At 36.7% G+C, this 23,968-nt stretch carries 28 protein-coding genes and 1 other RNA gene; 6 read left to right on the top strand and 23 right to left on the bottom strand.

The genetic code is table 11. The features are described from left to right. Window positions 1–127: 127 nt before the first annotated feature. The 3 genes from D8M04_RS03005 to D8M04_RS02995 form a co-directional block, all read right to left on the bottom strand. Window positions 128–1,267 carry a glycosyltransferase family 4 protein gene (locus D8M04_RS03005; RefSeq protein ID WP_121521275.1) on the bottom strand — a complete coding sequence of 380 codons (1,140 nt, stop codon included), beginning with the start codon at window positions 1,265–1,267 and terminating at the stop codon, window positions 128–130. Window positions 1,268–1,484: 217 nt separating this feature from the next. Next, complete coding sequence (locus D8M04_RS03000) at window positions 1,485–3,008, bottom strand: FAD-dependent oxidoreductase (RefSeq protein ID WP_121521273.1); 1,524 nt, start codon at window positions 3,006–3,008, stop codon at window positions 1,485–1,487. Between the two features lie 107 nt (window positions 3,009–3,115). Continuing rightward, window positions 3,116–3,352, bottom strand: a complete 237-nt coding sequence (locus D8M04_RS02995) for a ferredoxin family protein (protein WP_121521271.1) — start codon at window positions 3,350–3,352, stop codon at window positions 3,116–3,118. Window positions 3,353–3,579: 227 nt separating this feature from the next. Here D8M04_RS02995 and D8M04_RS02990 point away from each other — a divergent pair, with 227 nt between their 5' ends. Next, window positions 3,580–4,770, top strand: a complete 1,191-nt coding sequence (locus D8M04_RS02990; RefSeq protein WP_121521269.1) for a M14 family metallopeptidase — start codon at window positions 3,580–3,582, stop codon at window positions 4,768–4,770. Here the strand turns inward: D8M04_RS02990 and D8M04_RS02985 are convergent. The 4 genes from D8M04_RS02985 to vrrA form a co-directional block, all read right to left on the bottom strand. Beyond that, a complete protein-coding gene (locus D8M04_RS02985) occupies window positions 4,759–5,322 on the bottom strand; it encodes a histidine phosphatase family protein (RefSeq protein WP_121521267.1) in 564 nt (187 codons plus the stop codon). The two genes, D8M04_RS02990 and D8M04_RS02985, sit on opposite strands and share 12 nt — an antisense overlap. A gap of 87 nt (window positions 5,323–5,409) precedes the next feature. Next, entirely contained in the window at window positions 5,410–5,616 is a 207-nt protein-coding gene (locus D8M04_RS02980; RefSeq protein WP_121521265.1) for a DUF6501 family protein, read from the bottom strand. Window positions 5,617–5,663: 47 nt separating this feature from the next. Beyond that, a complete protein-coding gene (msrA, locus tag D8M04_RS02975; protein WP_121521263.1) occupies window positions 5,664–6,626 on the bottom strand; it encodes a peptide-methionine (S)-S-oxide reductase MsrA in 963 nt (320 codons plus the stop codon). 78 nt (window positions 6,627–6,704) lie between these two features. Next, a complete protein-coding gene (gene vrrA / locus D8M04_RS02970) occupies window positions 6,705–7,250 on the bottom strand; it encodes a VrrA/YqfQ family protein (protein ID WP_121521261.1) in 546 nt (181 codons plus the stop codon). A gap of 242 nt (window positions 7,251–7,492) precedes the next feature. On the opposite strand from vrrA, the gene D8M04_RS02965 reads away from it, so the two are divergent. Beyond that, a complete protein-coding gene (locus D8M04_RS02965; protein ID WP_121521259.1) occupies window positions 7,493–7,822 on the top strand; it encodes a YolD-like family protein in 330 nt (109 codons plus the stop codon). Between the two features lie 84 nt (window positions 7,823–7,906). Here D8M04_RS02965 and D8M04_RS02960 read toward each other — a convergent pair whose 3' ends face one another. The 6 genes from D8M04_RS02960 to D8M04_RS02935 all read right to left on the bottom strand — a co-directional run bounded on the left by D8M04_RS02960 (window position 7,907) and on the right by D8M04_RS02935 (window position 11,692). Beyond that, entirely contained in the window at window positions 7,907–8,122 is a 216-nt protein-coding gene (locus D8M04_RS02960) for a YozE family protein (protein ID WP_121521257.1), read from the bottom strand. Window positions 8,123–8,136: 14 nt separating this feature from the next. Then, window positions 8,137–8,892, bottom strand: a complete 756-nt coding sequence (gene tatC, locus D8M04_RS02955; protein ID WP_121521255.1) for a twin-arginine translocase subunit TatC — start codon at window positions 8,890–8,892, stop codon at window positions 8,137–8,139. A gap of 128 nt (window positions 8,893–9,020) precedes the next feature. Next, complete coding sequence (locus D8M04_RS02950; protein ID WP_121521252.1) at window positions 9,021–9,218, bottom strand: twin-arginine translocase TatA/TatE family subunit; 198 nt, start codon at window positions 9,216–9,218, stop codon at window positions 9,021–9,023. 98 nt (window positions 9,219–9,316) lie between these two features. After that, entirely contained in the window at window positions 9,317–9,805 is a 489-nt protein-coding gene (locus D8M04_RS02945; RefSeq protein WP_121521250.1) for a dihydrofolate reductase, read from the bottom strand. 29 nt (window positions 9,806–9,834) lie between these two features. Next, window positions 9,835–10,791 carry a thymidylate synthase gene (locus tag D8M04_RS02940; RefSeq protein ID WP_121521248.1) on the bottom strand — a complete coding sequence of 319 codons (957 nt, stop codon included), beginning with the start codon at window positions 10,789–10,791 and terminating at the stop codon, window positions 9,835–9,837. A 301-nt stretch (window positions 10,792–11,092) separates the two neighbouring features. Next, window positions 11,093–11,692 (bottom strand): HD domain-containing protein, encoded by a 600-nt coding sequence (locus tag D8M04_RS02935; protein WP_246001095.1) that lies wholly within the window; start codon window positions 11,690–11,692, stop codon window positions 11,093–11,095. Window positions 11,693–11,988: 296 nt separating this feature from the next. Here D8M04_RS02935 and D8M04_RS02930 point away from each other — a divergent pair, with 296 nt between their 5' ends. After that, a complete protein-coding gene (locus D8M04_RS02930) occupies window positions 11,989–12,189 on the top strand; it encodes a cold-shock protein (protein WP_121521244.1) in 201 nt (66 codons plus the stop codon). A gap of 187 nt (window positions 12,190–12,376) precedes the next feature. Here D8M04_RS02930 and D8M04_RS02925 read toward each other — a convergent pair whose 3' ends face one another. The 9 genes from D8M04_RS02925 to D8M04_RS02885 all read right to left on the bottom strand — a co-directional run bounded on the left by D8M04_RS02925 (window position 12,377) and on the right by D8M04_RS02885 (window position 18,975). After that, complete coding sequence (locus tag D8M04_RS02925) at window positions 12,377–12,889, bottom strand: isoprenylcysteine carboxyl methyltransferase family protein (RefSeq protein WP_121521242.1); 513 nt, start codon at window positions 12,887–12,889, stop codon at window positions 12,377–12,379. After that, the gene (locus D8M04_RS02920) at window positions 12,889–13,980 is read right to left on the bottom strand and encodes a type III polyketide synthase (protein ID WP_121521240.1); all 1,092 of its coding nucleotides are present in this window, start codon (window positions 13,978–13,980) and stop codon (window positions 12,889–12,891) included. Before D8M04_RS02920 ends, D8M04_RS02925 begins: the two co-directional genes overlap by 1 nt. 76 nt (window positions 13,981–14,056) lie before the next feature. Further along, the gene (locus D8M04_RS02915) at window positions 14,057–15,574 is read right to left on the bottom strand and encodes a carboxypeptidase M32 (protein ID WP_246001094.1); all 1,518 of its coding nucleotides are present in this window, start codon (window positions 15,572–15,574) and stop codon (window positions 14,057–14,059) included. Then, on the bottom strand, window positions 15,550–16,692 hold the full coding sequence (locus tag D8M04_RS02910; protein WP_121521236.1) for a THUMP domain-containing class I SAM-dependent RNA methyltransferase: 1,143 nt from the start codon (window positions 16,690–16,692) through the stop codon (window positions 15,550–15,552). Before D8M04_RS02910 ends, D8M04_RS02915 begins: the two co-directional genes overlap by 25 nt. 135 nt (window positions 16,693–16,827) lie before the next feature. Next, window positions 16,828–17,214: RNase P RNA component class B (gene rnpB / locus D8M04_RS02905), an RNA gene on the bottom strand. Window positions 17,215–17,281: 67 nt separating this feature from the next. Continuing rightward, the gene (gene gpsB / locus D8M04_RS02900; protein WP_121521234.1) at window positions 17,282–17,590 is read right to left on the bottom strand and encodes a cell division regulator GpsB; all 309 of its coding nucleotides are present in this window, start codon (window positions 17,588–17,590) and stop codon (window positions 17,282–17,284) included. A gap of 164 nt (window positions 17,591–17,754) precedes the next feature. After that, on the bottom strand, window positions 17,755–18,156 hold the full coding sequence (locus D8M04_RS02895) for a cytidine deaminase (protein WP_121521690.1): 402 nt from the start codon (window positions 18,154–18,156) through the stop codon (window positions 17,755–17,757). A gap of 90 nt (window positions 18,157–18,246) precedes the next feature. Then, window positions 18,247–18,597, bottom strand: a complete 351-nt coding sequence (locus tag D8M04_RS02890; protein WP_121521232.1) for a DUF1798 family protein — start codon at window positions 18,595–18,597, stop codon at window positions 18,247–18,249. Window positions 18,598–18,759: 162 nt separating this feature from the next. Next, window positions 18,760–18,975 carry a hypothetical protein gene (locus tag D8M04_RS02885; protein ID WP_121521230.1) on the bottom strand — a complete coding sequence of 72 codons (216 nt, stop codon included), beginning with the start codon at window positions 18,973–18,975 and terminating at the stop codon, window positions 18,760–18,762. A gap of 167 nt (window positions 18,976–19,142) precedes the next feature. Between D8M04_RS02885 and D8M04_RS20240 the strand changes: the two genes are divergently transcribed. After that, window positions 19,143–19,253 (top strand): spore protein, encoded by a 111-nt coding sequence (locus D8M04_RS20240; RefSeq protein WP_222928571.1) that lies wholly within the window; start codon window positions 19,143–19,145, stop codon window positions 19,251–19,253. Between the two features lie 163 nt (window positions 19,254–19,416). Here D8M04_RS20240 and D8M04_RS02880 read toward each other — a convergent pair whose 3' ends face one another. Further along, window positions 19,417–20,364, bottom strand: a complete 948-nt coding sequence (locus tag D8M04_RS02880) for a DUF2515 family protein (protein ID WP_121521689.1) — start codon at window positions 20,362–20,364, stop codon at window positions 19,417–19,419. 89 nt (window positions 20,365–20,453) lie between these two features. Here D8M04_RS02880 and recU point away from each other — a divergent pair, with 89 nt between their 5' ends. Both recU and D8M04_RS02870 read left to right on the top strand, forming a co-directional pair. Beyond that, entirely contained in the window at window positions 20,454–21,044 is a 591-nt protein-coding gene (recU, locus tag D8M04_RS02875; RefSeq protein WP_121521228.1) for a Holliday junction resolvase RecU, read from the top strand. Between the two features lie 17 nt (window positions 21,045–21,061). Continuing rightward, on the top strand, window positions 21,062–23,917 hold the full coding sequence (locus D8M04_RS02870; protein WP_121521226.1) for a transglycosylase domain-containing protein: 2,856 nt from the start codon (window positions 21,062–21,064) through the stop codon (window positions 23,915–23,917). Window positions 23,918–23,968 lie beyond the last annotated feature (51 nt).

Raw genomic sequence — 23,968 nt, 5'->3', positions numbered from 1 at the left:
GTAATCCTAAAAAAGCCAAAATCCATCTCAATATATAAGTAAACTTAAGATATTGAGATAAAAATTTAAATTTTTTTTATCTCAGATATTGCTATCAATATATTTGAAATAAAAATACGGCGTACAATTATTTCTGTACGGCCGTATTTTTATTATGTATCTCAATCGTTTGCTGGTAATATTGGAATAATTGTTGTGATGCTTTATCCCAAGCAAATTTTTCAGCTTCTTGTCTGGCGTTTTGTTTCATTTCTTTTAAATGCGCTTGATTTTCTAATCTATCAATTGCAGCCATCATACTTTCTACATTTTCATTTTCAAATAATAATCCCGTTTCACCGTCAATAATTTGCTCCATCGTTGGTCCGCTTTTTGCAGCTACCACTGGCAGTCCTGAAGCCATTGCCTCTAAAATTACTAATCCTAGTGTTTCTGTAACAGATGGAAATACAAATGCATCTCCTGAAGCAAATGCTTTAGATAACTCCTCACCATGTAAAAAGCCTGTGAAAACGGTATTTGTGTCCTTGAAAATGTGCATCAGCTCATTTCTGGCTGGACCATCCCCAATAATAGCAAGCGCTAAATCATCTCGTGCATCTAATAATGGTTTAATTTTATGTATCTCTTTTTCAATTGCAAGTCTACCAACAAAAATAAGCAATTTCTTGGACTGATCGCCCTTTGTTAATCGATCTCTCATTTTCTCATCATAAAACTTCGGATGACGGTTTTCTACGTCTACCCCACGTTGTAACACATGTAAGTTCTTAATATTCTGTTCAACTAATTCGTCTTTTATCGCTCCAGATGTACACAGATTAAGATTCGCCGAATTATGCAGCTTTCTAATCCAAGCCCACATAAGAGGTTTAGCCGGTTTATAAATCTTGTAATAATCCATATATTTAGGAACGTGGGTATGATAGGAGGCAATTAACGGCAAATTTAATTGCTTTGCATATCTTACCGCTGACGCTGCAACCAATGCAGGATTTGCTGCGTGCACTATATCTGGCTGAAATTCTTCAATGATCTTTTTTACTTTGATAGACGGAGGCGCAAACTTCTTAGATCGATAAAAGGGTAAAGTAATTGGTTTAATTCCTACCACCTTCGCACCTTCATATTCATATACGCCTAAATCAGGTGCTATGACTAGAACTTCATGTCCCTGTCTCTGAAGGTATTTGATTGCTTGTGTTAGACGTGTTACTACTCCATCGGTTGAAGGTAAAAATGTTTCTGTGACAAGTGCTATTCTCAAAATCTAAAATTCCTTTCCTCTTTCCAATCTCTTTTATTACAATGGTAAATTATAAGATTGGCTGCAGTTATTAAAAGATTCCTATTATATTATAATATAGGAATCTAATTTTTTAAAAAAATTAGCGTTATTCTTAAGGTATTTTTAAAATTATACTGCAAAAAAATTGCCCATAAGAAAAAGCAACAGTATTGAGTTGCTTTTTTCTTATGGGCAATTATACTTTTCTCTGTTTCAGTGGTTTTTTTGCTGGTCCTTCCATTACTTCTCCTGTAATTGAAAATCTTGACCCATGACATGGGCAATCCCATGAGCGGTCTCCTGAGTTCCACTCAACCTCACAGCCAAGATGGGTACATGTGGTATCTACAGCGAATAGCTTATTATGTTTATCCTTATAAACACCTGTTCGCTGTCCATCAATACGAGTTATTGTCGCCTCATCCGGTTGTAGTTTTTCAATCGAGTTATCTGTAAATTCAAGTTTCCCTTTTAATAGATGCTTAGCAACGTCTGCATTAATTTCCATGAATTTCTTTAAATCTGGGTCGCTATGAAATCTGGATGGAATAAAAACACTAGCATAATCGTTCTTCACGCCAAGAATTTTATCTGCGAGAATTTTCCCGGCAATCGTACCATTGGTCATTCCCCATTTTCTGAAGCCGGTGGCTACCATAATAGAAGCATCTGTGTTTTTAATAGCCCCGATGTAAGGCATTTTATCCATCGTTGTTAAATCCTGTGCTGACCAACGATATATATAATCTTTTACCCGAAAATGACTATCTGCAAATGCTTTCAGACTCTCATAATGTTTTATTGTTGATTTACCTTGCCCTGTTTTATGACTATCTCCGCCAATTATCCAAATCGTTTCCCCGTTAATGGTCGCAGAACGGATGGAGCGCGTTGGCGATTCGGCAGTTATGTACATACCACCTGGATATTCGTCCTCTGCTTTCATAGCTATAATATACGATCGTTCGGGATACATTCGAGTAAAATAAAAGCTCTCTTTATCGTAAAAAGGGAAATGTGAGGCAGCAATAATATGTTTACCGTAAACACGATGTCCGTCTCTTGTTATAACTGCGGGTGCCGTATTGTATTCCATATCCATTGCTGTCGTATTCTCGTAAAATTCCACACCATTTTTGGTACATTCCTCAACTAATGCTTTTAGGTATTTAAGTGGATGAAACTGTGCCTGATTCTTCATGATTAGCGCCGCCTTATGCGGAACCTGTAAAGAAATATGATTTGTCATTTCTCCTTCAATCCCTAATTGATCATAAGCAGCTTTCTCTTTTTCTAAAGTGGAAAGATAATTATCTTGGTTGGTATAAATATACGCATCCTCTTCTTTATAGTCACACGAAATATGTAATTTATTAATAGTATCTTTTATATATGCTTTGGCTTCTGATTGTGCCTTATAATATTTTGCAGCACCTTCCAACCCAAAGTGTTGAATAAATTCATCATATATTATTCCGTGCTGTGCGGTAATCTTTGCTGTAGTATGACCGGTTGTTCCATTTCCAATCAAACCTGCCTCCAACACTACTACTTTAACGTTTTGCTGTGATAAATGATATGCTGCTGTTATTCCGGTAATGCCAGCACCGACAATGACGACTTCAGACTTAATAGTTCCCTCTACCTTAGAAAACGTAGGAAATTTTACGGAGTCATGCCAATAAGATTCAGGAAAAGCGGGCATTTCTGATTGAGTCATTTTGATTCTTCCTTTCTCATATACTGAAATTATTATCAGTATTCCCAGAAATAGCCAAATTATATCAAAAAGAAAACCACCATACAGTGTATGGTGGGCTGGAAAACTTAACCTTGGAAAAACTTACGGTTTAACTCAATATATTCATTTTCTGCTTCAGGAACTTCATCTTCCATAAAGATAGCTTCTACTGGGCAAACTGCTTCACACGCTCCACAATCTATACAAATATCCGGATCGATAAAGAACATATCTTCTCCTTCTTCTATACAATCAACGGGACAAACCTCGACACATTCTCCAGCTTTTTCCGTTTTACAAGGTGATGTAATGACAAATGCCAATTGTATCTCCTCCTACTAATATTAGAGTATGTAGTTCATAACTTTTTCAGTATAACGTATTTCGGAAACAAAAACACCATTTTTAACCAGTACTGGATTATTATCCTACTACCATTATACTCTATTCTTGGAAAGAAACACTCATCTTTCCTTTTATTAATCATACTATTTAATAATAATAAATTAAAGTTTCAGTTAATAGATGTGTTAAAGAAAGGGGTTAATGTATGGAAGTACAAGTTCGACCCGGGGACTCACTATGGTATTATAGCCAATTATTCGGAATTTCCCTCACTTTAATAGAGGCCTCCAATCCCCAAGCGACAAATAATCAATTAAGTGTTGGAGATATCATTCGGATACCAGGCTACCAAATAAGAGATTACATAATTAAAGAAAATGATACCCTGTGGACAATAGCTATGGCAAATAATATTCCTTTGGATACGATTCAATTGTTAAATCAAAGTGCAAACCCTGCCTATTTACAGGTTGGGCAAATTATTCTACTTCCAGAACGAGTTACAACCATGATCGTGAATGATATAAGTAATTATACGTATGAAAAAATGCGAGAAGATTTAAACCAGTTACTATCTATTTATCCTTTTATTACAAGTGGGTCTATTGGAAGCTCGGTATTAGGAAAGGAAATTATTGAAGTACAGATTGGAATAGGAACGAGAGAAATCCATACCAATGGCTCCTTTCATGCTAATGAATGGATTACTACCCCAGTGATATTGAGATTTTTGAACGAATATGCCATGTCCCTTACAAATAATGTTCCTATTCGTGGTTTATTTATGTTTCCCCTTTTTAATCGTACACGGCTGTCTCTCGTACCAATGGTGAATCCTGATGGCGTGAACTTAGTTATAAATGGAGCAAATGCGGCTGGAGAATTAAGAGAGCAAGTGTTGAGGATAAATAATCAGAGCGAAGACTTCACTGACTGGAAGGCTAATATAAATGGAGTTGATTTAAATAATCAATTTCCAGCCTTATGGGAAATTGAAAGAGACCGAAAGCCAAATACACCTCAACCGAGGGATTATCCTGGTCCGTATCCATTATCAGAACCGGAAGCTATTGCTATGGCAGATCTGCAGTACAGTAGGAAAATAGAAATAATGAATGCACTACATACACAAGGAAAGGTAATTTTTTGGGGGTTTGAGGGATTTGAACCATCTATATCTGAAACAATTGTGAATGAGTATGCACGCGTTTCTGGATACACACCAATACAATATACAGACAGCTATGCAGGTTATAAGGATTGGTTTATACAGGAATTTAGAAGACCCGGCTTTACTGTAGAGTTAGGCAGTGGTGTAAATCCATTACCTATAGAAGACTTTGAAGAGATTTATCAACAAACGTTAGGGATTCTAATCGCCTCCCTATACGTATAAAGAGCCATTCCATAAATGTTCTAGGGATTTATCTTGGTCAGCTATAGTCAGTCGGTAAACATCTGGATTTTGTAACTTCATCCATTGACGGAAACCAAACGAGGAATCATATTGACTGATTATTAGTGAAAGTAAGTTGCCATGGGTGACCATAATGACATTTCTTAAAGCATCATCCTCGAGAACTTTATGTAGTACACGATTCGCTCTAGATAATGCTTCATTGGAAGATTCACCACCACTTATTTTAAAATCATAGTCCGAGAACGAGTCTTCAAGAATGTCCATCCAGTCCTCGAGAGGTTCCTCACTTAGGATACGTTCCATCAAGGCTTCCTCTATCTCAATAGAAAGATTCTTCTCATTGGCGTACGGCTTAATACTTTCTATTGCACGTAAATGAGGGCTTGAAATAATACTATCTATCTTCACATTTTTGTCCATAAAGAAGCGGCACAGGTCGCGTGATTGTTTAAGCCCTTGTTTTGTTAGAGGAGAATCTTTATGCTGACCATCTGCAGAACAATGTCGAACTAAGTAAATATTTTTCAAAATAATCATTCCCTTTTGATTATTACTTTCCTTTAATATAACAAAAGTATCGACAAAAAGAAATAAAAATAACAGGGTAATACCCTGTTATTTAATTTCTTGAAAATAATCCTTTAAGAAACCACCTATTCGATTACTATTATCCATAATGAAATAGAATTCTTCTGTTTCATTTTTGACATCGTATACCTTACCTGGCGTAAGCTTATTGTTTACTACAAATTTTTTTGCATCTGCATGTACACATTTAATTTGTTTAATGGTTTCTCTGTCTTGCCAATTTAAATGAATCATTTTCCGTTCCGCTCCTATTCAATCAGTTTACATAATATTGTTATTGACTACTTATCAAATAAATATAAATATCTTTCGTATCCTTCTTCTTTCATTTTTCCTTTAGGTATAAACCGCATTGCAGCAGAATTCATGCAATAACGCAGTCCTCCCGCTTCCTTTGGTCCATCCTCAAATACATGACCAAGATGTGAATTAGAACGCTGACTTCTCACTTCAGTCCGTATCATCCCATGAGTGGTATCCATATGTTCTGTAACTTGGTAAGAATCGATAGGTTTTGTAAAGCTTGGCCATCCGCATCCTGCATCATATTTATCCCTCGATGAGAATAGTGCATCACCTGTAATCACATCCACATAAATGCCCTCTTCCTCATTATCCCAATATTCATTTTGGAAAGGTCTTTCTGTACCATTTTCCTGGGTAACATGATATTGGATTGGAGTGAGTTCTTTCTTCAGTTTTTCTTTATCAAGCTTCATTTCCCAGTTACTTTTAATAAAGTCTTCTCTTCCAGAACCTTTTTTATATAAACGGTAATGGAAGGATTGTTTCTTATAGTAATCTTGGTGTTTTTCTTCAGCTAAGTAAAAAGGTTTAGCAGGGAGAATTTTTGTAACGACTGGCTTGGAAAACTTTCCGCTTTCATCTAAAGCTTGCTTGGATTGTTCAGCGATTTCCTTTTGTCTCTCATTATGATAAAAAATCGCTGTCTGATATGATTCTCCCCTATCATTAAACTGCCCACCTGGATCAGTTGGGTCAATCTGCTGCCAAAATGTATTTACAAGCTCCTCGTAAGGCATAACTTCAGGATCAAATGTAATCTGCACCGCTTCTACATGTCCAGTCGTATCAGAACAGACCTGTTCATACGTTGGATTTTCTACATGGCCACCTGTATAACCTGATACAACACTTTGTACACCAGGTCTTGTGTCAAATGGCTGCACCATACACCAGAAGCATCCACCAGCAAAAGTCGCTTTCTCTAATTTTGCAGTCATGTAATATCCTCCATTACTGTATTATTTATTATATCTATTTTTTCTTTTTTTGCTGAAAAAATCAAGTATAGTGCATTCCTATATATAAAGTTTCGGAGTGGAACCGCCCTTTCTATTTCTAACCGGTGCTTCTACCTCTTCTTTATTGTAATCCACTCCATCAGCTTCTTTTACTACCTTTTCATCCGTTATTTCTTTATCTGTTATTTCTTTACTCGTTTCCGTTTCATCCGTTTCTTTTTCTATACTCTTAAAAGCTTTCATCATCCGATACATTGCAGGTAGATTCTTTACCATGGGTCCATATTCTTGAACAATTGGAGCAGCAGATTGAACGGCTTTTAAGACTTGCTGCACGTTTGTTAATGTTTTAGATATTCCACCCAATCCCTTTGTTGCCACGGACGTTATTTGTGGTTGTGATCCTACCATCTGCTGTAATCCTGTATTTCGACTTAGAAAGCTAAAGGGATTCATCCTATTCCGCCCTAAAAACGACAGCGGATTCTGTCTCATTTGCATTGGGTTCTGTCTCATCTGCATCGGATTCAGTCTCATTTGCATCGGTGGCTGTCTCATTTGCATTGGATATTGATTACGAAATGGTGTTTGAGGTCCAAACATATCTATCCTCCTTCTAGAGCCAATTTACCTAGAATATCATACGCTTGATAACAAGAAAGGTGTAGGCTGCCAATTCATTAATATCAGTAGCAATATTTCCTGGGTAAGCGCAAGAACTAACAAATTCCTACAATTCATTAAGCTTCTTGGCGAATGTAGTAAAAGGATGTAAGTATAAGTACTTAATGGAATTTGACTACGGAACGTTTGTTCGTTTATAATATAGAAGAGGTGAATAACATATGCCACAAGACAGAGGAAGTATCAAATGGACATCATTAATGCTCCCGGAACATGTTGCGTTATTAAGAGAGCTTTGGCAGGAAGATCTCTATGTGACAAAGCCGCTGCTTGATGAACAAGAAATCGAGCTAATTCAATATCAATTGCAAGAAGCTCAGATGAATGACTTTATTATTGAAATTGCCACCTATCAACGAGGCTTTACCGTGAATTATACAGGGAAAATTATACAGTTAGAAGGGAATCAAGCCTCTGTACGATTACAGCTCGAAGATGGAAGTAATCTATCTATACCTTTTACACAGGTTATATCTGTCACTGTTCAATAGAAAAGGGTAGAGTCCAAACGAATTTCATTCTACGTTCGGACTCTACCCCACTTTTTCATCAAAAAGGAAACCTTTTAACCATTCTTATTTAAACCTAGACTCATATGCTTCCCACAAGGAGTCAAATGTTGGCAGCGCATTAGGAAATGGGCTATTCATTTCTAAATAAATACTTATCTCATTATAATCAGTCGAATACTTTGGAAATTCAAGATCCGCAAATGCCCATTCCGCTAAACGACTTTCTTCATCATGCGGCTTACCACGATATGTCATTAAAAATTGATAAAATGGTCGCATCTAATCCTCCTAACTTAAACACTTTCTTCGTTCATAAATGCTTTATGCTTTTCTTCCTTCTTACGATAAACGATTTTACTCAAATGAATGCTGATTTCGTAAAGAATAATTAATGGAATCGATACGAGTATTGGTGTAATGAAATCAGGTGGTGTAATTAGGGTACTGATAACGACTAATACAAAATAGGCGTATTTTCTCCACTTCTTCATGAATTCTGGTGTGATAATACCAAGGCTTGTCAAAAACATCACTACGATAGGTAACTCAAAAAGAAGCGCCAAAGGAAACGTCACACGAATTAAGAATTTAAAATATCGATCAATGGTAAACATGACGTCAAACATTCCGTTATTTAATGTTAGCAAGAATGGGATAACCAGATTGGTAAATAACAAATATCCAAACACCAAGCCAGCAATAAATAGGAAAAATAAAGCAGGAATGTACGCTAAGGATACCCTTCTTTCCTTAGGAGTTAATCCAGGTTTTACAAATGCCCAAATTTGATAGGATAATAACGGTATTGTACCAACAACAGCAATTAACCCGGCCATCGCGAAATAGACCCATAGTATTTCGCCCGGACTAATTGCCGTTAGCTTAAATTCTAAGTCTTTTGCAAAGAAATAATATATGTCTTCAACAAAAAGAAATCCAATAATAAGGAAAATAAAAAAGACAACGATCGTAACGATTAAGCGATTTCTCAGCTCGGACAGATGTCCAACAACGTCCATATCTTTATCATGTGGCTGATTCTCTCCCATATAAACACTCCTTGAACAAGCATAAAAGAAGATGTAAGGTCCACGCCCTACACCTTCGATTCATAATTTCTTATCATTTACTTTTGCTTTCCTGCGTGTTTACGCTAACTCTGAAAGTAAGTAATGAATTAATCTTTCTTCTGCGCGACTGCTTTCGCTTCATCGATTTCTTCTTTTGCATCACTGGTTAATTCGCTCGCACCCTTTTTAAACTCGCGAAGGGTTTGTCCAGCTGCCTTACCAATCTCAGGTAGCTTTTTCGGTCCGAAGATTACTAAGGCAATAACTAAAATTAAAATTAAACCAGGTACCCCTATGCTTGCCATATACGTACACCTTCTTTATAGAAAATATAATAAAACGCTTTATTATTTATATTCCTATAATACCACGTTTATCTTTTAACGGACAAGTTATTATCACATTAAGTGCGGTCATATTGAATAAAGTAGTAGTCATAGGGATTTTTATCATCCTTTTCCCCTTGTTCTTTCGATGTCATTTTAAAATCCTGCTCATTAAAAGCTGGGAAATAGGTGTCCCCTTCAAATTCTTCATCAATAAATGTTACGTACATGCGATCCGCTATATCTAATATCTGTTCGAATAGATGGGCTCCGCCAATAACAAAATATTCTTCATCAGGATTGCTCTTATTCCATGCTTTAAATATTTCAAGATCATGAATTACTTCTACATTTGGAACAGCGAAATCTTTCTGACTCGTTAACACTACATTTCTTCGATTTGGTAAAGCTTTACCAATAGAATCGAATGTTTTTCTTCCCATTACAATGGTATTTCCTGTCGTTTTTCTTTTAAAGAATTGTAAATCCTTTGGTAAATGCCATGGAAGGTCGTTGTTCAATCCGATAACACGATTCCTATCCATTGCAAATAGTAAAGATATCATAAGAATTCCCCTTTGCTATGTTGTTTTAATTAAACAGCAATCGGCGCTTTAATTGTTGGATGCGGGTTATAATCTACAATTTCAAAGTCTGATAGCTCAAAATCAAAAATCGATTGTTTTTCTTTGTTTATTTTTAGAGTTGGCAAAGATCTTATGTCTCGTTCTAACTGCGTTTGAACCTGCTCAATATGGTTTTTATAAATATGTGCATCTCCCAGTGTATGAACAAAGTCTCCAACCTCTAATCCACATTCATGTGCGATTAGATGAGTTAAAAGTGCGTAGCTGGCAATATTAAAAGGTACACCTAAAAAGACATCCCCACTTCGTTGATACAACTGACAGGATAATGTATTATCCGCTACATAAAATTGGAACATCGTATGACATGGCGGCAAAGCCATATTTGGAATATCTTCCGGATTCCATGCTGATACAATATGGCGCCTTGAATTTGGATTATGTTTAATTTGTTCGATAACATTCTTTAATTGATCAATCGAATTGTTCTGTGAAGTCTTCCAATTCCTCCATTGTTTACCATACACATCACCTAAATGACCGTATTTCTCAGCAAATATATTATCTGTAAGTATTTTCTCTTTAAATATAGTCATTTGCTCTTGATATTGTTTGTTAAACGCTTCATCCTGCTGGCTGCGAATGCCAAAGTTATTCATTTCAGGTCCTGTGTAATCCTTACTTTTAATCCATTTTTCAAAAGCCCATTCATTCCATATATTATTGTTATTTTCCAGCAAATAACGAATATTGGTGTCTCCCTTGATAAACCACAACAATTCAGAAGCAACTAGTTTAAAAGGAACTCGTTTCGTGGTTAATAGTGGAAACCCTTCTTTTAAATTAAAACGCATTTGATATCCAAAAATGGAATATGTACCTGTATTTGTTCGATCATTTCGGCCACTGCCGTTTGCTAATATATCTTTACAAAGTTGTAAGTATGCTCTCTCTCCAGTAACCATGAAGATTCCCTCCATCTATCTATGAATATTAATTGTATTGTAACACAAACAGAATTATATACGTATTCTTTCCATGAAATAGCAATAGATAGAATAGCCTGAATATAAACAGTAGAAATAGCTGCATAATGGCTTTCATAATCCGAGACTGTCCCAAAATAAACGCCTGAAGCTGTGAGATCTTTATAGCTCCTCCAATAGGCTTGGTAACGTGATTTGATTTATGCCGGTTCTCCCAATAGATTTTGTATAAGTAACCTTGAATAAAACATTAGGGCAATTGCTGCTTAAGAGTCAAGGATTAATCAGCCATCATATACCATTCTTTTTCAAAACGAGTAAGAAAGTCTACCATATACTGATGTCTATCATTCGCTATTTGCTTTGCAGTGCTAGTGTGCATCAATTCTGTGATCTTTAATAATTTATCATAGAAATGCTGTATAGAGTGTTCATTCATTTCTTCATGATAGATTGGCTGTCCAACTGAACCTCCATAAGCAAAGGTTCGAGCAACACCAATTGCCCCGATTGCATCCAGTCGATCAGCATCTTGAACTATCTTACCTTCGAATGAGCGAGGGGTTTTTCCTTTTCGAAATGAAATGTTTGAAATAATATCAAATATACTATCGATATCCTCTTTAGTTATCCCAATTGAGAATAAAAAGTGTCGCAGTTCTCTCCTTGCATTGTCTGGATCAGGGAACAGTTTCTCATCCCCCACGTCATGCAACCAAGCCGCTGCTACAGTGAGACTAATGTCTGCCTGCTCTCTTTTAGCAATGTGCTTAGCTAGTGATGTGACGCGCTTTAAATGGTAGAAATCATGTCCAGTTGTATCGGCTTGAAAAAGCTTATTAACATAGGATTTGATCATTTCTATTTGTTTCTCATTCAATGCTAAGCCCCCCTTTCTTTCCCATTGTACCATGAAGATATCTCCCTTATTCAATTGGAACTGTTCGAAAAACATCCACTATTTTAAATTCAAATTCTTGACTATGAATTCTAAATAAGCTATAGTAGGACCAAGCAAAGAAGATGTACGGATTCATTAATAAACAGGCAACTTCTATAGAAGTGGATGTAACAATGATCCTACACTTCTATAGAAGTTGCCTTTTTTAATGTAATTTGTCTTTCTGCTTTGTATTACCACGTTTTTGCGTGAATGTGTTTAGGAGGCTTATTTACATGGAAAATGGAGTAGTAAAATGGTTTAACGCCGAAAAAGGATATGGATTTATCCAGCTTGATGAAGGAAACGATGTATTCGTGCATTATTCTGCTATTCAAGAAGAAGGTTATAAATCACTTGAAGAAGGCCAGGAAGTTACTTTCGAAATTGTTGAAGGAGAACGTGGCCCACAAGCAGCTAACGTTGTTAAAAAGTAATTATCTTACCAATTATTTAAAGCAGAAATCCCGAGGATTTCTGCTTTTTTGTGCAATTTTGTAACATATTGAATCAATGATTTCTTTGTATACGAAACCTTTTATCTATCCAATAGAAGCTGGAACATAATAAAGTGAATCTGCGGTAATCATATACTTCTATTGATCAACCCTTTTGGCACCGTCCTTACGTTTTACTTACTTTTTTTAATGCAGTATCTTCGGCAGGGATACGGATTTTCAATAGGATTAGATGAAGAACAGGGAATATTACAGCAGTCCAGTAAGCATTGAAAAGAAGTGGAATAGTCATAAGCTCCAGCCCGACAATCACATAATTCGGATGCTTCATATACTTATAAGGTCCTTTTTTAATTAAGGAAACGTTTGGTAAAACGATGATTTTAGTGTTCCAGAATCTTCCTAATGTTTGTATGCACCATACCCTTGCCAATTGAAGCAAAATAAATATGGCAAACAATACATTGTGAAATTCAATAGCGTTACTTCTTAACAGAACTTCAAACAAAATCGATATAAAGAATAGCGTATGGAGAACGATGAACCATTTATAGTGCTCACTACCTAACTCAATACCTCCTCGCTCCTTCATCCATTGCTCATTGCGTTTTGCAATAACCAACTCGATTAGTCGTTGTGCGAGGATAAATAAAAACAATAAGCTCATATAGATTGCCATTATGCTACCCACTCCAATAATAGAATTTCTGAACTGAATCCTGGTCCTAATGCAGTTAAAATGCTCTTTTGATGCGGTAGGATATTTTCCTTCATCCATTCCCGTAATACATAAATAACAGTAGCAGACGACATATTGCCATGGTGTTTTAATACATTGTACGAGTGCTTTAACTTCTCCCTGGAGCATTGCAATACCTCTTCCATGGCCTCAAGTACCTTCTTTCCCCCAGGATGAGCAATATAAGAATATAAGTCTTTTTTTATTAATGCAGATTGATCCAGGAACGTATTTATATGTTCTTTCCAAAAAGTCGAAACTAATGCAGGAATGCTTTTCGAAAAAACAACTTCTAAGCCTTCGTTGGTAACATCCCAGCCCATAATAGAAGTACTATCTCTCTTTGTATAAGAGCTTGATTTCTTAATTTTTGGGTAAGTGATATCCTTCAAATGAGAAAGCATTGGAGAGTCATCCCCAATTAGTAAAGAGGCACTTATCCCATCTCCAAATAATGCTGTTCCAACAATATTACTTTTCTTTACATCTCCTTTTTGGAAAGTAAGGCTGCATAACTCACAGCAAACAAGCAATGCATTTTTATCGGGATTGGCTGTCACCCAATCGTGTGCACGTGCTAATCCTATGGCCCCGCCTGCACAACCTAGCCCCCATAATGGCATGCGAGAAATATCGGTGCGAAATGGTCTTTCATTAAGTAGGAAACAATCGATCGAAGGAGTGGAGATCCCTGTACTTGATACATAGATAATTAGATCAATGGCTTCATAAGGAATGTCAGTTTGTAAAAAATCACGGTTCATTAAGCAATCATCTATTGCCTTTACAGCATGCTGAATCGCGAACTGCTGATACAGGTGGTTTCTTTCTTGGAAGCTATGTTCCGCTTCGAACCATGATTTCTCTACAACAAACTGTCTTGTGGAAACTTCTGCGTGGTCAAAGACAGGCAGAAGACGCTCTACCTGTCGATTATTATAGGAAAACACATTTTTAACAAGCTCTTTTACTTCCTCTTGTTGTAAAGGGTAATTAGGCACACTAATACCCGTTGAAGAAATGTATGTCATGAACTCACCTTATGTTATATATTTTCCCCATATCTGTTCAAAAAGAAGTTAAACATTACTCTCTGAACATCCTCTCTTACAATTGATATATCTCTTTGTACTTATTGGTTAAATATTGAACGAGGTAATCTGGATTAAGTCCTTCCCCTGTAACGTCTGTTAAAATCTCCAACGGCTTCTTCGTTTTTCCATATTGGTGGATATGACTGGTTAACCAGGATTGAATGGTTTTTAGATTACCTTGTCTCACAAGCTCCTCAACCTCTAGATCTTTTGCTATGGCATGATTGAATTGGGCAGCGTACATATAGCCCAGAGCGTAGGAGGGAAAATATCCAAAGTCTCCTCCGGCCCAATGTATGTCTTGGAGAACGCCATCTCTATCATTTGCCGGTCTTATTCCGAGGTACTCTTCCATCTTTTCATTCCAAAGTGCTGGCAGATCTTTCACCTCTATTTCACCATTTATTAATCCCTTCTCTAATTCATAGCGGACCATAATATGTAAAGGATAAGTTAGTTCATCCGCTTCAATTCGAATAAAGGAAGGTTTCACTTCATTAACTGCACGATAAAAATCGTCAAATTCTATTACATGAAACGATTTTGGTGCGTATTCTTTAAATAGGTCTTCATATCTTTGCCAAAAAGTTTTGCTTCTACTAATAAAGTTTTCCCAAAATAAAGATTGTGATTCATGAATTCCCATTGAAGTTCCAGATGCTAATGGCGTTCTTCTAAGTTTCGGATTTATATTTTGTTCATACAGTGCATGGCCACCCTCATGAATGGTTCCAAAAACAGCCATTCGAAAATCTTCTTCATCATATCTTGTGGTAATCCGTACATCACTTTGATTTAACGTAATTTCAAATGGATGAATCGTGTCATCCAAGCGACCAGCCTTAAAGTCATAACCCATATCATTTAGTATGTCAATGGTAAATGCCTTTTGATTTGCTTTTGGAAAATGACCTTTTAATATAGATGCATCTGGCTTGACTGGACTTGCGGTAATTTCTTTTAATAGCTCCGTTAAGGAATTCCGTAATTTAGGGAATACATCATCCAAGATTTTTGTAGTCATACCAGGTTCATAATTATTTAGCAATGCATCATATATATTTCCTTCAAAGCCCCAATAATTTGCAAACTTCTTGTTAAACTCCACTATTCTTTCAAGGGAATCCTGAAACATAGTAAAATCTGCCTTTTGTCTTGCTTCTTGCCATATAGCCTCAGCCTTTGATTGAAGCATCACGAATTCCTTGTACTCAGCAGGAGGAATTTTGCTGCTTTTGTTATACGTTTCCTCACACTCATCAACAAGCTTCGTCATGAAGTCATCTGTTTCATTTTCTTTTAAACCATCAATAAAGTCTCTCATTTTATCTGAAGTTTCCAAGTGGTGGAGCTTCTCTGCAAGAAATCCAACGACTTCTGCGCGTTGCTCAACACCCTTTGCAGGTATATAAGTCCTCATATCCCAGTGTGTAAGCATAATTACTTCCCGGTAAGCATCCATTTCATGAATGAACTCTAAAAATTCCTTTTCTAGTTTGGCTGTGCTCATAGTTCCTCCTCCTTTTTCCATTTTCCATAATATTGATAATAATTCGTTTGGATAAATCCATTAAATAATTTCCGTTTCTTCGTTGCCTTTTGGCCGTATTCTTTTTCGAAATCCTCATAGGCCGTAATAACATATACACTCCATGTAGGATGGTCCACCATAATCTTACCAAGATCTCTATACATCTCTGCTACAGTTTCCGTATCACTTAGTCGTTCGCCATAAGGTGGATTTCCTATTAAATATCCATTCTCTCCATGAAGGCTTAAATCTTTCACTTGCATTTGCTTCCACGTAATCAAATCACCAAGTCCTGCTTCTAAAGCATTTTCCGAAGCAATGTTGATCAATTTGTGATTAATATCTGATCCAATAATATTTAAAGGCTGGTCATAATTTGCTTTATCCTCCGCTTCCTGGAATGCCTCATCCCAATGCCTTTGTTTCACCCAATACCAATCTTCCGCATCAAAATTACGATTAAATCCAGGTGCTATGTTTTGGCCTATCATAGCAGCTTCAATTGGAATGGTGCCAGAACCACAAAACGGATCTATTAAGGGGTAATCTGGTTTCCAATTTGTAAGTAATACAAGAGCCGCTGCCAGCGTTTCTTTTAGTGGTGCTTCTCCTTGATCTCTGCGATAGCCTCTTTTATGTAAACCAGTACCAGAAGTATCGAGAGTTAATGTAGCGACGTCCTTTAGAAGAGCTACCTCCACTTTATGCATCGCACCACTCTCGGGCATTTTAAAAGCTACTCCATACTTAAGCTTTAACCTTTCCGCTATTGCCTTTTTTACAATCTTCTGGCAGTCTGGCACACTATGCAGGGTGGACTTCACCGATTTTCCTGACACTGGGAATTGGCCATCCTCCGAAATAAAATGTTCCCACGGCAATGCTTTCGTTGCTTCAAACAGTTCATCAAATGATGTTGCTGTAAACTGTCCCACTTGTACCTTTACTCGATCTGCTGTTCGAAGCCATAGGTTGCACCTGGGAATTGCGGTAATAGGTGCTTCAAAAATAACTTTCGCATTTTCAACTTTCACTTCATATCCAAGCTGGCGTACTTCATCTGCCACAATAGACTCTAATCCCATTGCCGCGGTGGCAATTAATGTAACCTTTTTCATATAAAAAAGTCCCTTCTTAATAAGAAATTTTCTTTAGTTTAACATAAAAGATACCAAACAAAAAAACCTTTCCTATTACATTATGTAGATAGAAAAGGTTTTTATTAATTTTTAATTAAATTGACCTATTAAATACTCGATAAGCCATGTTCTGTACCCTCGTACTGCAAACGGCGGTCAACCTCGTACTCCGGCTGCAATCATCTATCTACAAGCCAAAAAGACTTGTCCCTCGTTCGATTCATTTCTCTACTAAAGGATGCCCCTACCATTATTTGGGTTGCTCACTCGTGGGGTTTACCTCGTTCCACCTAAGTTGTTTCCAACTTAGCTACGTCACTGTGGCACTTTCAAGGTTTTGCTCCATATCTGCGAACAAACTTAGGAGCAAATCCTGCCGTTAGCAAAATTTTGCTACCTTGACTTATGAATTCATCAAGCACGAACACTACAAACATCTCAGTTTGTGTGAGCATGGACTTTCCTCTGCATACGTATCGTACACAGCGATTACATGAGTATTTAACAACGTTATATTATCATAACACGTTTTATAAAAATGAACAATGGAATTGATTGGAATTAGCTCTTAACCTTCAGAATCCGCAAACTTTTTACCAAAAACCGCTTTTTCTAAGTTGGATAAACGTTTTAGAATATCATAATTAACCTGTGTAGGCGGCTGGCTAGAACGTGTTCTGGTTTGCTCGGTTGAGGATTTTTTCAATCGCTCAATTTCTTGGTTTAGCCTTGCAATCTCTTTTTGAAAGTTATCATAATCCTGAATTACAACATCAAGAAATTCATCTACTTCCTCTTGATTGTAACCACGCATCGCAGTTTTAAAATCTTTTTCTAGTATCTCTTTTCCATTTAACTGAACTCTATTTAAACTCATTTAACCACCTCTTTATCATTCTACTTACAGCTTGTTCCATTTTGATATTTATGAATTTTATTTTCAGCATATGCTACAGAGTCTATTATATCTATATTATATCATAAAAAAGGAAACTGAATATCAGTCTCCTCTTTTATCTGTGAGTATTTTCACCTGAAGACTTAGCTACCCAGTAAATCCTCTGTACCGAACGAAAATGGTAATAACTCTTTCATTTTGAATGTTTTTGTTTCTTTCTTGATATTCGTAAGATGAATCTCCATTTCTTTATCAAAGAACTCACTCATCACTTGCCGACACGCCCCACATGGAGGTACTGGTCGTTCTGTATCCGCTGCAACTGCCATTGCTATGAATTCATTTTCGCCTTCGGATAAAGCTTTAAATATCGTAACACGCTCTGCACAGCAACAAACTGAATATGCTGCGTTTTCAATATTCCCACCAGTAAAAACTTTACCTGATTTTGTCAATAGAGCGGCTCCAACAGCAAATTTAGAATATGGTACATAAGCCCTTTGTCGAACGGAAATAGCTTCCTCAATTAATTTATTCTTTGTCATCATTGTCACCCTTCTTGTTCAGCTCTGAATATGTATGAATTAATCTTATAGTGAAAAAAGTATAAAAGATATTTCTCCTATTGTAAAGTTTTACTTGAGATCGTGTAGCAACTGCTCAAAGATATATTGTATGGACTTATAATATTCCATATACCTTCTTCTTCTCACATCCTTATAGTAACTATGCATTAGCAACAATTCCATATTCTCTCTTGTGGAAGTTACTTGATGAGGATGTACGGTTACTTCTCTCGTCTTTACTGCTATTAAAGCTGCTTCTTCCCATGCTGCAATTAAATCATAGATAGGAGAGGTTTCCTGTTTAACTTTTTGGAAAAAATCTCTGTCCTTTAAGTTTTCCGGAGGAGTTTCGATTTCAAAACGCTCTCTTAATAGATGAAGATGTTTTAACAGTTGTTCTGTTTGATTTATGACTTCCATGTTGACTCCTTTGTTTAACCTATTAAAAAGTTTGGCTTTGTAAATATAGGATGGCTAACAAGCCAAGTTCTTTCATCTCCTATTGAAGATGAAAACTGGTTTAAATAGAGCAAGGGACAGCCCTTACTCTATTCTCCTTTACTTCTCTCTACTTTATCATATTTAAACAACTTTGTTTATTGCTTTGAGTTCATCCCCTAGCACTGTTACTTTATTCTTTGTGTATTTATGTTGCCATCCAATTTCATTTTCAACCTTCATCATCAACCTCTGGTCAATTAATCTTATTTGATTCTGAATTTCCTGTAAGGACGTTTCAAACTGCTTTCTAGTAACCCCGACTGGCACCTCTTCCAGTTTATTTATTGCTACAGTCATATCCTCACCCCATTTAATATTCTTACTGAAATTATTTCGTGATAAATAAAATAACTCCTTCACGCTCGACAAAACTAGAAAAAAACACACAAAACTAGTGTAATTACTTATCATTTCTATAAAATTAGACACACTAAGCATGAAGTTATTTATAAGGAGGATTAACAATGGATAAAAGCAAAGAAATCCAGAGAAAAGAAAGACAACAGCAAAAAGCAAAGTCGACAGCTATCCAAGGGGATAAGAAATTAAACGGACCGAATCGTCCATCGACATGATGATTTTAGGACAATTAGGCGGTTGACTTTCTGCCCCATTCTATTGTTTCTCAAATCTATGAGGTTGGTCTTACTTTTTCGCAATGACTTGTCAGTTAGTCAAAGTGAACTTGTAGAGCACCTTATAGTGAAAGGGATTCGTTTTAGAACGAATCCCTTTCACTTACTTTATTTTCATTTTTAATGAAGCATACATATCGAAAACTGCTCTTTTAAAGTAGAAAGAATGTTGAATATCTATTTGTTGGGGAGGATTAACCGATTCAAACCAGTCTTTTGGAATGCTACCCCCAAATGGGTACCAATCTTTTCGAATTGTATCTTGGTGTGTAATAACTGGATAGGTCAATCTTAGCACCGGTTGATGCGTAAATATCGGTCTTTTATATTTTTCATAATCTCGTCTAGAACCTGTATGCTCAACCGACGAAGTAAAAGAATGAATCTGTTTAAACACCTCATAATCAAAGAGAATTGCACCAAGTTGTTTACCAATTTGAATCCGCTTATCTAAATTTGTGAAACGGTTGACATATAAGCCAATCAACTCATCTGTTTTAGTTGGCAATATAACTGCACTCATAAGAAATAAATCCTGCATTTTATAAGGTAATTTGTGAAATACTTGCCTGGAAAAAAAGGGTTGATTTATGACCGGATGTTCAATTATATTTTGTTCATTAATGATTAAAGAAGTCATCAATCTCTCTCGATCTTTTGTTTTCCAGAAGTGCAGCCATTCCTTAATCATAAATTTAGAGACATGAAAATATGTTAATAATTGAAATAGAGGTCGTTTTTCTTGGGTAGAAAGTTTATAGATGAGCAATTGGGGGTATGCATCTGAGAAGATTAACCAATTTGCTCTTTCATAGGTCATAAATAGTCTTTCTCTTTCTTGTCTTCCTAAAAGTGCCTGATAGCTTGGTAATGCTAAATCCGTCATATTCCATCCGGCATTTCTGGAAACAACACTAGCTAGGAATGCCCATTTAATCTCTGGATATTCTACATAAAATTGTTGGTATGCCTTTGTTCTGGAGATGTTATCCTTATTCTGAGATTTTGTTAATTTTAAGATATAATGTATATATGAACTCCAATTTAACATTTGTTTCCCAACTTTCGCGTGTGACATACATAATGTTACCAATTACAATTAGTTTTTGATATGATACTGTAGTAATTAGGAGGATATATATGAATTATCCAAATGGGCATAAGCGTACCATTCCAGCGAGCCCTTCTCAGAATAAAGGCAACCATATCTTTAGTAACAGAGGAATGACACTTGAAGAAGATATAAACGTGACTAATCAATATTATTTGGATTTAGACAAAGCAGTTATTCACAAAAAACCGACACCAGTGCAGATCGTCAATGTTCACTACCCTAGACGAAGTGCTGCAGTAATTACCGAAGCTTATTTTAAACAGGCGTCCACTACAGATTATAATGGATTATATCGTGGAAAATATGTAGATTTCGAAGCAAAAGAAACCAAAAACAAAACTTCATTTCCTTTAGCAAATATACATGAGCATCAAATTAAACACATGGAATCCATTGTGCATCACCACGGCATTTGCTTTCTCATAATACGTTTTACAGTACATAATGAAACGTATTATATGCCAGCAGAGGCGCTCTTTGCTCACTGGTACAACAAATCCAAGGGTGGTAGAAAATCAATTCCCTATGAAACGGTGAAAGATTGTAGTTATCTTATTCCCTTTCACTATCATGCCAGAGTCGATTATTTATCAATTATAGATAGGCTGTATTTTTAGAGACGGAGGTAAAAGTAATGGCAGAAAATAGCCAATCACGAACTGCAAGAAGAAAACAAAAGAAAACGAAAAAGAAACCATTATGGAAAAGAATTGTATTCATTATACTTTCACTTATTGTATTAATTGGAATAGGTATGACAGCTCTTATAACATATTGGATTGCAACCGCTCCAGATCTAGACCCAGAGAAATTGCAAAGTGCCTATGCATCTACCCTATTAGATCAAAGTGGTGAGGAGTTTGCACAACTTGGGGCCGAAAACCGTGACAAAGTAGAATATGAAGAGTTACCTGAAGTATTGATTGATGCAGTCATTGCTACTGAGGATGCAAGATTCTTCTCTCACCCGGGGATTGACCTTCGAAGAATTGGCGGTGCTGTAATTGCTAACTTTACTAGTGGATTTGGATCACAAGGAGCAAGTACCATCACCCAGCAGGTAGTTGAGAAATCATTTCTTACTCCCGAAAAGAAACTGAGCTTAAAAGTGCAAGAAGCATGGCTTGCGTTACAACTTGAACGCCAATATTCAAAAGAACAAATTATGGAAATGTATTTAAATAAGATTTATTATGGTGCTGGCGCATATGGGGTTAAGAAAGCATCTGAAACATATTTTGGTAAAGAAGATTTGAGTGAGCTAACCTTAGCCGAGGCAGCTATTTTAGCAGGTCTACCTCAGCGTCCTAGTGCTTATAATCCTTTTGAGAACCCAGACTTAATGCATGACCGAATGGATACTGTATTAACGTTAATGGTTCGTCATGACAAGGTTACAGAGCAACAAGCAGAAGAAGCTCGTCAAGTAGATATTACTTCTTTATTAACAGAAGAACGACCAGAGTCACGACAATATGATGCATTTATCCAAAAAGTAGAACAAGAAGTAAGTGAAAAATTAGACGGTGCTGACATTAATACCGATGGATTAACTATCCATACTACTATCGATACAAATGCACAAGAATATGTAGAATTCTTGCTTACCGATAGTGAAGAAAATCCAATTCAATATCCTAACGAGAATTTCAAAGCAGGTTTAACAGTATTGGATACCAATAGTGGAGCAATACGAGCTATTGGAGGTGGAAGAAATCGGGATACAGGACAGTACAACTATGCGATTCAAGGTAGCATGCAACCAGGTTCAACTGCTAAACCACTTCTAGCATATGGTCCTGCGATTGAGTACAATAAAATTTCTACCTATCATCAAATTAATGATGATAAACCATATGAAATTGCTGGTAGCGATAAAGTAATAAATAACGTGACTCGCAGCCATTCAGGATGGGTAACAGCAAGACAAGCATTAGTACAATCCATTAATGTCGCAGCTGTGAAGTTATTTGAAGAAGTAGGTTCTGAAAACGCGAAAGAATTTGCCAAAAACCTTGGTATGACATTCCCAGATGATCAAGCAATCCTAACAGATTCAATTGGTGGAGGAACAATGCAGACGACTCCATTAGGTCTTGCTGGTGCTTATCGGGCATTTGGTAACGAAGGAATATACAATGAGCCATACGCTGTTACGAAAGTCGAATTCCCTGATGGACGTGAAGTTGATTTAACACCAGAATCAGAAGCAGCTATGTCGGATTATACTGCTTATATGGTTACAGATATGTTGAAAGATGTGGTTACGGAAGGAACTGGTACTCGAGCAAATGTATCAGGATTACCACTTGCTGGTAAAACGGGGACAACCAACTTGCCAGATACAGGAGAGGCTGCAGATTCTTGGTTTGCAGGATATACAACAAACTATACTATAGCCGTATGGACGGGTGAATATAGTGAAGAAAATAAACGACTTCCTATTTCGGACACTGGAATTTCCCGAGACCTATTCAGATTAGTAATGACTGAAATCTCCAAAGACGTGGAAACTCCTGATTTCGAACGACCAAGTTCTGTTGTGGAAGTGGATGTAGAAAGAGGATCAAATCCACCTGCCCTGCCAAGTTCTTATACACCATCTAGTCAAATAATTACTGAACTATTTGTGAAGGGAAATGAACCATCTTCCACTTCTGAAAAATTTGATAAACTAGATCCTGTAACAAACTTATCAGGTAAGTACAATGAAGAAGATAATTCAATCAATCTAACCTGGAATTATAATGGCAATAATGTAAACTTCGAAGTTAGAGCAAGTGTCAATGGCGGCGAAATGCAGACCCTCTCTTCTACGGAGGAACAAAGTATGACCATCTCAGACGTTGAGTCTGGTGAGTATCAATTCCAAGTTATTGCAGTTAGCAATGATGACAGTGAAAGTCGCAGTGATCCAGCCACCACAACAGTTACCGTAGGAGAAGCTGAGGAAGAATCACTTCCTGCTGTTGAAGGATTGTCTGCGGAATACCTTGGAGACCAAGGAATTATAGATGTAAACTGGAGTTACAATGGTCCTCCGGCGATATTTGAAGTATCTGCCAATGGGCAAACCCAGACAGTAGAATCACAAGGAATTGAAATCAGTGGAGCAGCTCCAGGGCAAACATATACCATTCAAGTCACACCTATCGGACAAAGAGGAAATAATGAAGGTGTTCGAGGCGAGCCTGCAAGTGTTCAAGTAGATATCCCGGCAGAAGATACGCCTGAAAATCCTGATGATGGCAATGAGAATGAGAATAACGAGAATGGTAATGATAATAACGGTAACAACGGTAATGACGGTAATAATGGTAATGAAGGTAATGAAGGTAATAATGGAAATAACGGGGAAAACCCAAACAATGAAGAAAATGATGAAGAGGAATCTAATGCTCCCCCTCAGGAAGAAGAGGAACCTTCAGAAGAAGTAAATGAACCTGAGCAACCTGAGACACCAGAAGAACCTTCCGATGGTGAAGAATAAAATAAAATGAAGTGGATGAGATCCCGCTAAAGTGAAATTAAAGGAGTAACC

This window comes from Oceanobacillus piezotolerans (genome assembly GCF_003665065.1).
Taxonomy (GTDB): Bacteria; Bacillota; Bacilli; order Bacillales; family Amphibacillaceae; genus Oceanobacillus; species Oceanobacillus piezotolerans.
This window is presented reverse-complemented; position numbering and strand designations above follow the sequence as displayed.

What these genes read in the sequence shown, in the direction of transcription:
- D8M04_RS20240 (WP_222928571.1), top strand. Translation starts at nt 19,143, where the DNA reads ATGGATAAAAGCAAAGAAATCCAGAGAAAAGAAAGACAACAGCAAAAA.
- D8M04_RS03000 (WP_121521273.1), bottom strand. Translation starts at nt 3,008, where the DNA reads ATGACTCAATCAGAAATGCCCGCTTTTCCTGAATCTTATTGGCATGAC.
- tatC (WP_121521255.1), bottom strand. Translation starts at nt 8,892, where the DNA reads ATGGGAGAGAATCAGCCACATGATAAAGATATGGACGTTGTTGGACAT.
- D8M04_RS02910 (WP_121521236.1), bottom strand. Translation starts at nt 16,692, where the DNA reads ATGAAAAAGGTTACATTAATTGCCACCGCGGCAATGGGATTAGAGTCT.
- D8M04_RS02930 (WP_121521244.1), top strand. Translation starts at nt 11,989, where the DNA reads ATGGAAAATGGAGTAGTAAAATGGTTTAACGCCGAAAAAGGATATGGA.
- msrA (WP_121521263.1), bottom strand. Translation starts at nt 6,626, where the DNA reads ATGACTGCAAAATTAGAGAAAGCGACTTTTGCTGGTGGATGCTTCTGG.
- D8M04_RS02880 (WP_121521689.1), bottom strand. Translation starts at nt 20,364, where the DNA reads ATGTTAAATTGGAGTTCATATATACATTATATCTTAAAATTAACAAAA.
- D8M04_RS02915 (WP_246001094.1), bottom strand. Translation starts at nt 15,574, where the DNA reads ATGGAAAAAGGAGGAGGAACTATGAGCACAGCCAAACTAGAAAAGGAA.
- D8M04_RS02945 (WP_121521250.1), bottom strand. Translation starts at nt 9,805, where the DNA reads ATGATATCTTTACTATTTGCAATGGATAGGAATCGTGTTATCGGATTG.
- D8M04_RS02920 (WP_121521240.1), bottom strand. Translation starts at nt 13,980, where the DNA reads ATGACATACATTTCTTCAACGGGTATTAGTGTGCCTAATTACCCTTTA.
- D8M04_RS02870 (WP_121521226.1), top strand. Translation starts at nt 21,062, where the DNA reads ATGGCAGAAAATAGCCAATCACGAACTGCAAGAAGAAAACAAAAGAAA.
- D8M04_RS02895 (WP_121521690.1), bottom strand. Translation starts at nt 18,156, where the DNA reads ATGACAAAGAATAAATTAATTGAGGAAGCTATTTCCGTTCGACAAAGG.
- vrrA (WP_121521261.1), bottom strand. Translation starts at nt 7,250, where the DNA reads ATGTTTGGACCTCAAACACCATTTCGTAATCAATATCCAATGCAAATG.
- gpsB (WP_121521234.1), bottom strand. Translation starts at nt 17,590, where the DNA reads ATGAGTTTAAATAGAGTTCAGTTAAATGGAAAAGAGATACTAGAAAAA.
- D8M04_RS02950 (WP_121521252.1), bottom strand. Translation starts at nt 9,218, where the DNA reads ATGGCAAGCATAGGGGTACCTGGTTTAATTTTAATTTTAGTTATTGCC.
- D8M04_RS02925 (WP_121521242.1), bottom strand. Translation starts at nt 12,889, where the DNA reads ATGGCAATCTATATGAGCTTATTGTTTTTATTTATCCTCGCACAACGA.
- D8M04_RS02940 (WP_121521248.1), bottom strand. Translation starts at nt 10,791, where the DNA reads ATGGTTACTGGAGAGAGAGCATACTTACAACTTTGTAAAGATATATTA.
- D8M04_RS02890 (WP_121521232.1), bottom strand. Translation starts at nt 18,597, where the DNA reads ATGGAAGTCATAAATCAAACAGAACAACTGTTAAAACATCTTCATCTA.
- D8M04_RS02965 (WP_121521259.1), top strand. Translation starts at nt 7,493, where the DNA reads ATGCCACAAGACAGAGGAAGTATCAAATGGACATCATTAATGCTCCCG.
- D8M04_RS02885 (WP_121521230.1), bottom strand. Translation starts at nt 18,975, where the DNA reads ATGACTGTAGCAATAAATAAACTGGAAGAGGTGCCAGTCGGGGTTACT.
- recU (WP_121521228.1), top strand. Translation starts at nt 20,454, where the DNA reads ATGAATTATCCAAATGGGCATAAGCGTACCATTCCAGCGAGCCCTTCT.
- D8M04_RS02960 (WP_121521257.1), bottom strand. Translation starts at nt 8,122, where the DNA reads ATGCGACCATTTTATCAATTTTTAATGACATATCGTGGTAAGCCGCAT.
- D8M04_RS02990 (WP_121521269.1), top strand. Translation starts at nt 3,580, where the DNA reads ATGGAAGTACAAGTTCGACCCGGGGACTCACTATGGTATTATAGCCAA.
- D8M04_RS02980 (WP_121521265.1), bottom strand. Translation starts at nt 5,616, where the DNA reads ATGATTCATTTAAATTGGCAAGACAGAGAAACCATTAAACAAATTAAA.